Source organism: Achromobacter sp. JD417 (assembly GCF_041879325.1).
GTDB classification, from domain to species: domain Bacteria; phylum Pseudomonadota; class Gammaproteobacteria; order Burkholderiales; family Burkholderiaceae_B; genus Achromobacter; species Achromobacter mucicolens.
On record NZ_CP087159.1, the window covers coordinates 5,302,205 to 5,313,659 of the forward strand.

Annotated in this window: 11 protein-coding genes; 6 read left to right on the plus strand and 5 right to left on the minus strand. The window is 67.8% G+C overall.

All coding sequences use genetic code 11. The features are described 5' to 3' along the window. The first annotated feature begins 51 nt into the window (after positions 1 to 51). The 5 genes from LN047_RS24460 (at position 52) to LN047_RS24480 (ending at position 4,712) form a co-directional block, all read left to right on the plus strand. A complete protein-coding gene (locus tag LN047_RS24460; protein ID WP_373980458.1) occupies positions 52 to 891 on the plus strand; it encodes an NAD-dependent epimerase/dehydratase family protein in 840 nt (279 codons plus the stop codon). A gap of 8 nt (positions 892 to 899) precedes the next feature. After that, the gene (locus tag LN047_RS24465) at positions 900 to 1,778 is read left to right on the plus strand and encodes an SMP-30/gluconolactonase/LRE family protein (protein WP_179690325.1); all 879 of its coding nucleotides are present in this window, start codon (positions 900 to 902) and stop codon (positions 1,776 to 1,778) included. A 111-nt stretch (positions 1,779 to 1,889) separates the two neighbouring features. After that, the gene (locus LN047_RS24470; RefSeq protein WP_373980459.1) at positions 1,890 to 2,867 is read left to right on the plus strand and encodes a TRAP transporter substrate-binding protein; all 978 of its coding nucleotides are present in this window, start codon (positions 1,890 to 1,892) and stop codon (positions 2,865 to 2,867) included. A gap of 7 nt (positions 2,868 to 2,874) precedes the next feature. Next, positions 2,875 to 3,438 carry a TRAP transporter small permease gene (locus LN047_RS24475; RefSeq protein WP_217618214.1) on the plus strand — a complete coding sequence of 188 codons (564 nt, stop codon included), beginning with the start codon at positions 2,875 to 2,877 and terminating at the stop codon, positions 3,436 to 3,438. Next, positions 3,429 to 4,712, plus strand: coding sequence for a TRAP transporter large permease (locus LN047_RS24480; protein WP_280020400.1), 1,284 nt, complete (start codon positions 3,429 to 3,431; stop codon positions 4,710 to 4,712). The genes LN047_RS24475 and LN047_RS24480 overlap by 10 nt, the downstream gene beginning before the upstream one ends. Here LN047_RS24480 and LN047_RS24485 read toward each other — a convergent pair. The 5 genes from LN047_RS24485 to LN047_RS24505 form a co-directional block, all read right to left on the minus strand. After that, positions 4,705 to 5,451 (minus strand): phosphatase PAP2 family protein, encoded by a 747-nt coding sequence (locus LN047_RS24485; RefSeq protein ID WP_082586359.1) that lies wholly within the window; start codon positions 5,449 to 5,451, stop codon positions 4,705 to 4,707. The genes LN047_RS24480 and LN047_RS24485 overlap by 8 nt on opposite strands. A gap of 62 nt (positions 5,452 to 5,513) precedes the next feature. After that, positions 5,514 to 6,854 carry a sensor histidine kinase gene (locus tag LN047_RS24490; protein WP_373980460.1) on the minus strand — a complete coding sequence of 447 codons (1,341 nt, stop codon included), beginning with the start codon at positions 6,852 to 6,854 and terminating at the stop codon, positions 5,514 to 5,516. Beyond that, the gene (locus LN047_RS24495) at positions 6,851 to 7,564 is read right to left on the minus strand and encodes a response regulator transcription factor (protein ID WP_128828970.1); all 714 of its coding nucleotides are present in this window, start codon (positions 7,562 to 7,564) and stop codon (positions 6,851 to 6,853) included. Before LN047_RS24495 ends, LN047_RS24490 begins: the two co-directional genes overlap by 4 nt. Before the next feature lie 20 nt (positions 7,565 to 7,584). After that, on the minus strand, positions 7,585 to 9,000 hold the full coding sequence (locus LN047_RS24500) for an FAD-binding oxidoreductase (protein WP_373980461.1): 1,416 nt from the start codon (positions 8,998 to 9,000) through the stop codon (positions 7,585 to 7,587). A 112-nt stretch (positions 9,001 to 9,112) separates the two neighbouring features. Then, entirely contained in the window at positions 9,113 to 9,745 is a 633-nt protein-coding gene (locus tag LN047_RS24505) for a BPTD_3102 family carboxylase-like protein (protein ID WP_152382597.1), read from the minus strand. Positions 9,746 to 10,061: 316 nt separating this feature from the next. Here LN047_RS24505 and LN047_RS24510 point away from each other — a divergent pair, with 316 nt between their 5' ends. Then, positions 10,062 to 11,453, plus strand: a complete 1,392-nt coding sequence (locus LN047_RS24510) for a phosphomannomutase/phosphoglucomutase (RefSeq protein WP_142053174.1) — start codon at positions 10,062 to 10,064, stop codon at positions 11,451 to 11,453. Positions 11,454 to 11,455: the final 2 nt, after the last annotated feature.

Consider the following 11,455-nt stretch of genomic DNA (forward strand, 5'->3'; position numbering starts at 1 on the left):
TAACGTACCAGACAAGTCCACTCCACCGCGCCATTCACAGAGCGTTGCGTCATGAGCCGAGCTGTCAACAACATGCCTGCATCTTCCCGGTGTCATCGTTTGTTATTGACCGGCGCCGCCGGCAACCTGGGCCTTGTACTGCGTCCCCGATTGAAAGCCCATGCGGACATTCTGCGCGTGTCGGACGTGGCCGCCATGGCGCCCGCGCAGCCGGGCGAGGAAGTCGTCCCCTGCAACCTGGCCGACGCCGCCGCCGTGTCGGAACTGGTGCGCGGCGTGGACGCCATCTTGCATCTGGGCGGCGTCTCGGTGGAACGCCCGTTCGAGGAAATTCTTCCCGCCAACATCCAGGGCGTCTACAACGTCTACGAAGCCGCCCGCCTGCATGGCGTGCAGCGCGTGGTGTTCGCCAGTTCCAACCACGTCATCGGCTTCTACGAGCAGGGCCAGACGCTGGACGCGGACGTGCCTCTGCGGCCCGACGGCTATTACGGCCTGAGCAAGGCCTATGGCGAAAACCTCTCCCGCTTCTATTTCGACCGCTACGGCATCCAGACCGTGTGCCTGCGCATCGGTTCGTCGTTTCCCGAACCCAAGGACCGGCGCATGCTGGTCACCTGGCTCAGTCATGACGACCTGACCGACCTCGTCGTCCGCGCCCTGTTCACGCCGGACGTCGGCCACCTCATCGTGTATGGCGCATCGGCCAACCGCGACAGCTGGTGGGACAACAGCGGCGCGGCAGTGCTGGGCTTTGCGCCCAGGGATTCGTCGGAACCATTCCGCGCAAAGGTCGAAGCGCAGCCCGCGCTGGCCGCGGACGACCCCGCCGCGCGGTATCAGGGCGGCGCCTTCGTCAAGGCCGGCCCCTTCCCTTTCCCGAACGCCTGAAGCCTCCCATGTCCACCACCGCCGAACGTCTGGGAACTGTGTTGTGCGGCGTCGGAGAAAGCCCAATCTGGCGCCGGGCCGACCAGGCGTTCTACTGGACCGACATTCCCGGCAAGACCCTTTGGCGCTGGACGCCGGAGACCGGCGCATTCGCGCAGTGGGCGCTGCCGCAGATGGCGGGCAGCATCGCCATGCGGGGGGACGGCTGGCTGCTGGCGATGGAGGATGGCTTTTATGCTTGCGACGCACTGCGTGAAGGCCAGGCCTGCGCTGCGCGCCCGCTCGCATCCGTTGCCCATGCCGCGCCCGGCATGCGGTTCAACGACGGCCGCTGCGACCGGCAAGGCCGGTTTCTGGCGGGCACCATGGTCATGGACATGGCCCTGGCCTCGCCCGCCGGCGCGCTGTACCGGCATGACGCGCGCGGCGTGACCGTCCTGCTCGACGGCCTGATCGTGCCCAATGGACTGGCGTTCAGCCCGCAGGGCCGGACGATGTACCTGTCCGATTCGCACCCCTCGCGCGCCACTGTGTGGGCGTTCGACTACGACACCGAGACGGGTGTGCCGGCCAACCGCCGCGTCTTCATTGACGCCCTGCCCGCAGGCCGTCCCGACGGCGCCGCGGTGGACGCGGCGGGCTGCTACTGGATTTGCGGCAACGACGCCGGCAAGGTGTATCGCTACACCCCCGACGGCCGGCTGGACCGCACCCTGGACGTCCCCGCCGCCAAGGTCGCCATGTGCGCCTTCGGCGGCTCCCGCATGGACACGCTTTTCGTGACGTCGATCCGCCCGGGCAATGCCGCGCCCGGCGCGCTGGACGGCGCCGTGTTCGCCCTGCACCCCGGCGTGCAGGGTCTGGAGGAAACCGCCAGCGCCGGTTAGCACCCGACGGGCGCGCCCTTTGCGCCCACCCCGAGCAGGTCAGTGCATATCAAAGAGCTTCGGGGCCGTCCCGGCCCTCAACGAAACGCCGTACCCCATCCGGAGGTAGACATGCTGCACCCTCACCTGAGCCGCGCCGTTCTGGCCGCGGCCGCCTTGCTGACGCTGATTCCCGCCACTCACGCCGCCGAGCTGCGCTCCGCGGACATCCATCCCGACGACTACCCCACTGTGCAGGCCGTGCGCCACTTCGGCGATCTGGTCAAGCAACGGACCAACGGCCGCATCACCGTGAAGGTGTTCTCTGGCGGCGCGCTTGGCAACGAAGACGATTCGATCGAACAGGTGAAACTGGGCGCGCTGGCCATGGCCCGCGTGTCGAGCGCGGCGATGCACAACATCTGCCAGACCACCCGCGTGCCGTCGCTGCCGTTCCTGTTCCGTTCCAAGGAGCATCTGCACAAGGTGCTGGACAGCGAGATCGGCGATCAGATCCTGCGCTCGTGCGAGGGGGCCGGCTTTGTGGGCCTGGCCTGGTACGACAGCGGCTCTCGCTCGATGTACACGACCAAGAAGCCGATCAAGACGCTGGCCGACGCCAAGGGCCTGAAGATCCGCGTGCAGCAGTCGGACCTGTCCGTGGCGATGGTCGAGGCGATGGGAGGCAACGCCACGCCGATGCCGATGGGCGAGGTGTACACGTCGCTCAAGACCGGGCTGGTGGATGCGGCCGAGAACAACTTCCCCAGCTACGAAAGCGCGCATCACTACGAGGTCGCCAAGTTCTATTCGCTGACCGAGCACACGATGACGCCCGAGATCCTGATCTTCTCCAAGCGCCAGTGGGACAAGCTGCCGCCCGACGACCAGAAGATCCTGCGCGAAGCGGCGCGCGAATCGGTGCCCTACATGCGCAAGCTGTGGGACGAGCGCGAGCAGAAGTCGCGCGCGGTGGTCGAGAAGGCGGGCTCGCAGATCTCGCAGGTCGACAAACCCTCGTTCCAGTGCGCGATGAAGCCGGTTTACGAACGCTTCGTCACCACCCCTGAAATGAAGGACCTGGTCGCCAAGATCCAGGCCGTGCAGTGAGGACATCATGTTGGCCACACCCACGAATGAACCAGATGTCGCCGCGGGGGGCCGGGAAGAAGCCCTGGCTGCCCCGCTGGATGCCTACTCCCGCGCCTGCGCCCGATTGGCGCGGATCTGCATGTGGACGAGCGTATTCGGGCTGATCTGCCTGATCGCCGCCGTCTCGCTGCAGATTTTCGGCCGCCACGTGCTGAACAGCACGCCGACCTGGGCGGAAAGCCTGGCGCTCCTGCTGGTGCTGTACGTCACCATGCTGGGCGCGGCGGTTGGCGTGCGCGACGCCGGGCACATCGGCTTCGAGTCCCTGCTCGACGCCCTGCCCCCCGCCGGGCAACGGCGCCTGCGCATCTTCATCCATCTGCTCGTCCTGCTGTTCGGCGTGCTGATGGCCTGGAACTGCGGCGTGCTGGCCGAGTCCGTCGCGGCCTACAAGATTCCCAACTTGGGCATCTCCAACGCGTGGAAGTACGTTCCTGCAACCCTGTCGGGCACCTTGATCGCGCTCTTTTCCGTCGAGCACATCATCGCGATCCTGCGCAACCAGAAGGTGGTACCGGCATGGCGCTGACACTGCTGTCCTTCACCTTCATGGGGTTCCTCGTGATCGGCGTGCCGGTGGCCTTCGCCATCGGCCTGTCGTCCATCACGGCCATCATGTACGAAGACCTGCCGCTGGCAGTGGCCTTCCAGCAGATGACCTCGGGCATGAACGCGTTTTCGTTTCTGGCCATCCCCTTCTTCATCTTCACCGGTGAACTGATGCTGTACGGCGGCATTGCCGACCGCATCGTGGCGTTCGCCAAGTCGCTGGTAGGCCATGTGCGCGGCGGCCTGGGCATGTCCAACGTGGTGGCCTGCACGCTGTTCGGCGGGGTGTCGGGATCGCCCGTGGCGGACGTGTCGGCGATGGGGTCGGTGATGATCCCGATGATGAAGCGCGAGGGTTATCACGCCGACTACGCGGTAAACGTCACGACCCACGCGGCGCTGGTGGGCGCGCTGATGCCGACCAGCCACAACATCATCATCTACACGCTGGCCGCGGGCGGCAAGGTGTCCATCGCGGCGCTGATTGCGGCAGGCGTCGTGCCCGCCCTGATCCTGACCGCGTGCAACCTTGCGGCCGCCTACTTCGTGGCGCGCAGCCGGGGCTATCCGGCAGGCACCTTCCCGGGCTGGCACATCGTGTTCCGCTCGCTGGTGGCCGCGGCGCCGGGGTTGTTCGTGGTGGTGCTGATCATCGCGGGCATCCTGAGCGGCGTCTTCACCGCGACAGAATCCGCGGCGGTGGCGGTGCTGTATGCGCTGGCGCTGACGATCTTCGTCTACCGCTCGCTGACCTGGGACCAGTTCGTCCGCGCGGCCAGCAAGGCGGTAAAGACGACGGGCGTGGTGCTGTTGCTGATCGGCATCTCCGCCACGTTCGGCTACCTGATCAGCTTCTATGGCGTGGCCGAGAAGACCGGGCAGCTGATGGCGTCGATTTCGACGGAGCCGTGGGCCATCTTCCTGATGGTCAACATCATCCTGTTCGTGCTGGGCACGTTCCTGGACATGGCCGCCACCATCCTGATCTGCACGCCGATCTTCCTGCCGATCTGCATGCAGTACGGCATGGGGCCCGTGCAGTTCGGCATGGTGATATTGCTGAATTGCGCGCTGGGACTGAACACGCCGCCGGTGGGCACCACGCAGTTCGTGGGATGCGCCATCGGCGGGGTATCGGTGGGAACGGTGATGCGCACCATCTGGCCGTTCTACGGCGCGCTGCTGGCCGCGCTGGCGCTGGTGACCTACGTGCCGGCGTTCTCGCTGTGGCTGCCGGGCGTGCTGCTCAACTGACGCGCGGCGCGCGGGACGGGCCGTGCGCGGTCCGTCCCACGATCACCGGATAGAAGAAAATGGCGGCCAGCAGCCACATCAGGGCGGCGGACCACAGCGTCTGGCTGAGAAAGTGCGCGCCCTGCAGGATGCGCACGACGGAAAAGCCCACGCCCGCCGCCACCCCGATCGCCAGCCCGCTCCAGCGCCACGCAGGCCGGCCCAGCGCCCATCCCGCGAAGTACAGGCTGAGCAGCGCGTAGCCCGCGCCGGCATGGCCGCTGGGCAAGGCGCCGCCGGCACGCGCACGCGCCCAGGTCCACCAGTGCACCGGATACGGCGTGTAGCCGCCCAGCGTCTCCAGATCGTAGGGACGCGGCAGCGTCGTGTGATGCTTGAGCTGATTGATGAGCACTTGCCCGGTCAGGCACGATGCCGCCACGGCGATCGCCGCGCCGCGCCAGCGGCGCCATGCCGGGATGCGGTAGCTGGCGGCGGCGATGCCGGCTGCGGCCAGGCCCACGCCGATCGGCAGGGCAAGCACGATGCGGTGGCCCAGCAACTCCAGCCACCGGCTGCCGTGCAGCGGAAAATCGTCGATCACCGGATCAAAGAGCGCACGCGCGATGTACATGTCCAGCCCCGACTCCTTGGCCCACCATGCCAGGCAGGCAAGCAGCAGCGTCACGGCCCCGACATGGGTGAGCAGGTAAAAGGCTCTCGTCGGCGCGTGCGGCGCCGGCAGTAATGGGGACGGCATGATCGGGATTTTCCGGACGGTTCGGGCCTGCGCACTTTACGGGTCCGACAGTCGAAAATTCGTCAAATTCGCGTGGTAGGCGCTGCCATCTCGGCCTGCCGGAATCGCAACAGGAAGCGGGTGCCGCGCGCAGGCTCCTCTTGCGAGGACTCGACCGTGAGCGACCAGCCCTGCATGTCGCATACGCGCTTGGCGATCGCCAGTCCCAATCCGCGCGCCGCCTCGTCGCTGCCCGACTCGCCCGAATCGCGCATGCGGCCGCTGAAATACCGGCGGAACAGGAACGGCAGATCGCTGGCGGCGATGCCCTTGCCGTCGTCGCGCAGTTCCAGCCCGCCCTGCGCATCCAGCGACGCGGTCAGCGTGGCCGGCGCGGCGTGCTCGATGGCGTTGCGCACGAGGTTGCGCAGGACGGTCAGCAGGGCGTAGCGGTCCAGCGAGAGCACCTGGCTGGCCGGAATCTGGTTATCGAAGCGCAGGTCTGCCAGCGCGGCTTGGGCGGCGTAGCCGCGCCAGGCGTCTTCCATACAGGCGGCAATGTCGACGGGTTCTGGCTCGCGCAACTGGTCGCGCGCCATCGCGCGCGCGCTTTCCAGGCTGACGATCACGTGGTCCACGTTGTCGACCACGCGCGTCAGCCGCTGCTGCTGGTCCGGCGTCAGCGCTTGCGTCAGCAGCATAAGTTCGCTGTCGGACCGGATCGCCGCCAGCGGCGTACGCACTTCATGGCTGAGATTGCCGGCAAACTCACGTTCGCGGGCGATCGACCGGTCGACCTGGCCCTGCACGCGGTTGAAGGCTTCGATGAGCCGCCCGGCCTCGTCGTCGCGCGTGACCGCCATGTCGGGCGACCCGGGCGCCCATGTCGACAGCCGGTCCGTCAGGTCCAGCAGCGGCCCGACCGCCACTGCCGCCACGCGGCGCGACAGCGCATAGGCCAACACCACACATAGCGCGCCCACGCCCAGCACGATCAGGCCGAAGTCGTGCACCCGCTCTTCGTTGTCGGTGGCGTCGTACAGCAGATACACCTTGCCGCGGTCGGTCTCGGCCACCATCACGTGCCACGTGTACGCGCCCGGTTCGATGAGGTGCAGTCCATTCTCCAGCGAGAGCAGCTCCGGCGGCATGCCGACGGGCGGCTGGTCGTCCACGCTGAGCCACGCGCGCATGGACCCGCCCAGTTCACGCGGGCCGCGACGCGGCAGGAACTCGTCGCTGCTGCGCGCATGCTGGACCAGGCGATCCATTTCGGTGTTGAGGATGTCGTTGACCAGATCGTCCTCCATCTGGTCGAACGTCAGGTAGGCCAGCAGGGCAAGCGCCGTGACAAACAGCGCCACCGCGCCCGTCAGCGCCCAGACGACGCGCTGGGTCAAGGTGCCGGCGGCGGCGCGGCTCATGATGCGGCGCCGGGCAAAGCCAGGCGCCAGCCCGTGCCGTGCACGGTCTCGATGCCGTCAAAGCCCGCGTCGGCCAGCGCGCGGCGCAAGAGGTGCACCTGGCTGCGCAGCGCATCGGACGAGGGCGGCTCGTTGCCCCACAACACGGATTCGAGTTCCTCGCGCGTGACCACGCGGCCCGGATCGCGCAGCAGCACTTCGATGATGAGACTTGCCTTGCGGGTCAGATGGACCGGCACGCCGCTGACCGACACGACACGGCTGCGCGCGTCGAACTGAAGCGGGCCGAACGTGCGCTCGGCGTCCACCGTCGACCCTTTGGCGCGCTGGATCAGCGCCAGCAGCCGGGCCTCGACCTCGAGCAGCGCGAACGGCTTGGTCAGGTAGTCGTCGGCGCCGTGCGAAAAGCCCGCCAGCTTGTCTTCGAGACTGTCGCGCGCGGTCAGCATCAGCACCGGCACGGCCAGCCGCCGTTCCGTGCGCATGGCATGCAGCACGGCGTTGCCGTCCATGCCGGGCAGGCCGATGTCCAGCAGCACGGCGTCAAAGCGTTGCGTCTGCAACTGCTGCAAGGCGGCGGGTCCGCTGTAGGCCACGTCGGGAAGAAAGCCGCGCGCCTCCAGGAAGCTGTACAGGTTGCCGGCGATGATGTGGTCGTCCTCGACGATCAGCACCCGGTGATTCGCGCCCGCTGCGGGAGGGGTTGCCATGTTCTGCGATCCTGGCCGCGTTACGTGGAAAGCACCTTGCCGGGGTTCATGAGCCCCTGCGGATCCAGCGCGCGCTTGATCCGGCGCATCAGCGCAAGCTCCACGGGACTCTTGTAGCGCGGCAGCTCGTCACGCTTGAGCTGGCCCACGCCGTGTTCGGCGCTGATCGAACCCTTGTGCGCGTGCACGCTGTCATGCACCACGCCGTAGATCTCGCCCTGCAACGCCAGCAGCTCGGCTTCGCTCTGGCCCGGCGCATGCGCCACGTTGTAGTGCAGGTTGCCGTCGCCCAGATGGCCGAAGATCACATGGCGCACGCCCGGAAAGCGCGCCTGCAGCAAGGCGTTGGTCTTGTGCACGAATCCGGCGATGGACGAGATGGGAATGGAGACATCATGCTTGACCGACTTGCCCAGCTCCGCTTCGGCCAGCGGGATGCTTTCGCGCAGGTGCCACAGCGCCTTGCTCTGCGAGACGTTCGCGGCGATGGCGGCGTCGTTCACCAGGCCCGCCTCGATGGCCTCGCCCAGCACGGCCTCGAAACGCTCGCGGGCGTGGGTTTCGCTCTCGCTGTCGGACAGCTCCAGCAGCGCGAACCACGGCGAGGCCGCCGATTCGCCTTCGAAGGGCAGGCGCTGCTGCGGAAAGAGGCGCACCACGCCTTGCAGGCAGGCGCCGCTCATGAGTTCGAAACCGGTCAGCGAGGCGCCGAACCCCGCGCGGGCGCGCGACAGCACTTCCACGGCGTTATCGATGCTGTCCAGCGTCAGCAGCGCCGTGCAGGACGCGACCGGGCGCGGGTACAGCTTGAGGGTGGCGGCGGTGATGATGCCCAGCGTGCCTTCGCTGCCGATGTACAGGTCGCGAAGGTCGTAGCCGGTGTTGTCCTTGCGCAGGCCGCGCAGGCCATCCCAGATCTCACCTTCGGCGGTAACGACCTCCAGGCCCAGCGTGAGGTCGCGCGTGTTGCCATAGCGCAGCACCTGCGTGCCACCGGCGTTGGTGGCCAGGTTGCCGCCGATGGTGCAGCTGCCCTCGGCCGCCAGGCTCAGCGGGAACAGGCGGTTCGCGGCCGCCGCGGCCTCTTGCACGGCCTGCAGAATGCACCCGGCCTCCACGGTGATGGTGTCGTTGTCGGTGTCCAGCGCGCGCACGGCGGTGAGCCGGGCGGTGGACAGGACGATCGCGGCGCCGGAATCGTCCGGCGTCGCGCCGCCGCACAGGCCCGTGTTGCCGCCTTGCGGCACCACCGGCACGCCATGCTGGGCGCACAGCTTGATGGCGGCCGCCACGTCGGCGGTGGAGCCGGGGCGGATCACCGCCAGCGCCGCGCCGCGATAGCGGCGGCGCCAATCCAGCACATAGGAATCCGCGTCCGCGCCCGTCAGCACGTGGGAGTCGCCCAGGAGGGCCTGTAGATCGCTCAGCAATGTCATGGATGCCGCACTTGAAGTCGGCCCGGCCGCTGGGGCCGGGCGCAGTTCATCGGATGTGCGGACTATTGTAGGGGCTGGACGGCGCCCGCCGAAGCCCCGCTTGGCGGACCAGTCAACCGACCGCCTGATCCAGACGGGTGCCCGTCATGCCCGAGCAGAAGGCGCGGGAGGCAATGCGCTCCATCAGGAAGGCGCGGTCCACGCCGGCTGGGCCGGGCAGTTCGGACAAGGCGCGATAGGCGCGGCGCAGGACCTCGCCGCGGGTGGCGCCGCAGACCATCAAATGGGTGCACGGCAGGCGGCGGTCGCCGCAGCCGTCGATGCGCACTTCCAGCACGTGCGGCGCAATGGGATCGTGTTCGGCAAGCGGCATGTCGTGCCCGCGGGCCTGCGTCTGCGCGTCGATGACGCGGAAGACGCCGCTGCGGTCGTCCAGCGAAAACGACACGGTGCCGGCGGCCTGCCAGCCGCGGTCGCGCGCCACGCTGGCGGCCACCGTGCGCAACGCGCTTTCGATCGAGGCCGCCAGATGCGGCGCGGGGCACTCCGCAATGAGGACGCGCGCGTCGCGCCAGACGCTGCGTTCCCAGGCACGGCCGGTGGCCAATTCGCCTGTCGCGGCGGCAGACACGTGGATATCAAGCCGGCGCTCGCGGCCCGCGGCCGGGCCGGCAAAGTCCGTGGGCGGTCCCCGCCTGCTTGTGGCGCCGCCCGATGACATGACTGTGGATACTTTGGCGCCCATGGCCCCTCCTGGTCTTTCTGCTTGCCCGGCAAGCGTATCACCTTCGGATGACGAGCAACTTTTGTGCCATGCGCGGCAACCCGGGAGCGGGGCCATTGCGCCCGCCGCCGTGCACCGCAAACAGGCGGCGGCGCGCCGGGCGCCGCACCACGGCGGGGCAGGCCGCACCGGGTAAATGCCCTACTCCGCCCGAAGGATGAAGCCCCCCGCGCCGATGGGGGATAATCCAACTTTGACCCCTGCCATAGCGGCTTGGATGTACGGGTTTACCATTACCCGGCAGCCGCCGCGCTGTCCCCCTCAACAAGGAACCGTCGTGGGCAACAATACACAATTTCCGGCCTCTGTTTTCAAGGCATATGACATTCGCGGCACCGTGCCGGACCTGATCGACGCAACCTTTGCCCGTTCGCTCGGCGTGGCGCTTGCTGCCCGCGCCCGCGAGCAGGGCGTGCAGACGCTGGTGGTCGGGCGCGACGGCCGCCTCAGCAGCGACATGCTGTCGCTGGCCCTGCAGGAAGGGATGCTGGAAGGCGGCGTCGATACGCTGGACATTGGCATGGTGCCCACGCCGCTCGTCTACTTTGCCGCGAACATCATGCAGACCGGATCGGGCGTGGCCATTACCGGCAGCCACAATCCCCCCAAGTACAACGGATTCAAGATGATGATGGGCGGCCGCGCGCTGTTTGGCGACGACGTCCAGCAGCTGGCGCAGACCATGAACGGGCAAGCCCTGGCCCCCGCCCCCGAACCCGGCACGCGCCGCCAGCTCGATCTGGCGCAGACCTACATCGCGCGCGTGGCTTCGGGCGTCAAACTGGCGCGTCCCATGAAGATCGCCATCGATTGCGGCAACGGCGTGGCCGGCGCAGTGGCGCCGCAGCTCTTTCGCGCGCTGGGCTGCGAGGTCGACGAACTGTTCTGCGACGTGGACGGCAACTTTCCCAACCATCACCCCGATCCGGCCGAACCCAAGAACCTGCAGGACCTGATCAAGCACGTCGCCGAGACCGATTGCGAACTTGGCCTGGCCTTCGACGGCGACGGCGACCGCCTGGGCGTGGTCACCAAATCCGGCCAGATCATCTGGCCCGACCGCCAGCTCGTCCTCTTTGCCCGCGACGTGCTCGAGCGCAATCCCGGCGCCACCATCATCTATGACGTCAAGTGCAGCCGCCACGTGGGCCTGTCGGTAGAAGCCGCTGGCGGCGCCGCGCTGATGTGGAAGACGGGCCATTCGCTGGTCAAGGCCAAGCTGGCCGAAACCGGCGCGCCGCTGGCCGGCGAAATGAGCGGCCACATCTTCTTCAAGGAACGCTGGTACGGGTTTGACGACGGTCTGTACACCGGCGCCCGCCTGCTGGAAATCGTGTCGCGCGCAGCAGACGCCTGCGCCCCGCTGGAAGCCCTGCCGCAAGACGTGTCCACGCCGGAACTCAAGCTCGAAATGGAAGAAGGCCAGCCGTTCACGCTGGTCAAGTCCTTGCAGGAGCAAGGCCAGTTTCCCGACGCCAAGCGCGTGATCACGATCGACGGCGTGCGTGCCGAGTACGCCGACGGCTTCGGTCTGGCACGGCCGTCCAACACCACGCCGGTCGTCGTGCTGCGGTTCGAGGCGCAAAGCGAAGCGGCCCTCGCGCGCATCCAGGCCGACTTCCGCCGCGAACTGGGCAAACTCGCCCCGAACGCCACTCTGCCATTCTGATC

What these genes read in the sequence shown, in the direction of transcription:
- LN047_RS24460 (WP_373980458.1), top strand. Translation starts at nt 52, where the DNA reads ATGAGCCGAGCTGTCAACAACATGCCTGCATCTTCCCGGTGTCATCGT.
- LN047_RS24465 (WP_179690325.1), top strand. Translation starts at nt 900, where the DNA reads ATGTCCACCACCGCCGAACGTCTGGGAACTGTGTTGTGCGGCGTCGGA.
- LN047_RS24470 (WP_373980459.1), top strand. Translation starts at nt 1,890, where the DNA reads ATGCTGCACCCTCACCTGAGCCGCGCCGTTCTGGCCGCGGCCGCCTTG.
- LN047_RS24475 (WP_217618214.1), top strand. Translation starts at nt 2,875, where the DNA reads ATGTTGGCCACACCCACGAATGAACCAGATGTCGCCGCGGGGGGCCGG.
- LN047_RS24480 (WP_280020400.1), top strand. Translation starts at nt 3,429, where the DNA reads ATGGCGCTGACACTGCTGTCCTTCACCTTCATGGGGTTCCTCGTGATC.
- LN047_RS24485 (WP_082586359.1), bottom strand. Translation starts at nt 5,451, where the DNA reads ATGCCGTCCCCATTACTGCCGGCGCCGCACGCGCCGACGAGAGCCTTT.
- LN047_RS24490 (WP_373980460.1), bottom strand. Translation starts at nt 6,854, where the DNA reads ATGAGCCGCGCCGCCGCCGGCACCTTGACCCAGCGCGTCGTCTGGGCG.
- LN047_RS24495 (WP_128828970.1), bottom strand. Translation starts at nt 7,564, where the DNA reads ATGGCAACCCCTCCCGCAGCGGGCGCGAATCACCGGGTGCTGATCGTC.
- LN047_RS24500 (WP_373980461.1), bottom strand. Translation starts at nt 9,000, where the DNA reads ATGACATTGCTGAGCGATCTACAGGCCCTCCTGGGCGACTCCCACGTG.
- LN047_RS24505 (WP_152382597.1), bottom strand. Translation starts at nt 9,745, where the DNA reads ATGGGCGCCAAAGTATCCACAGTCATGTCATCGGGCGGCGCCACAAGC.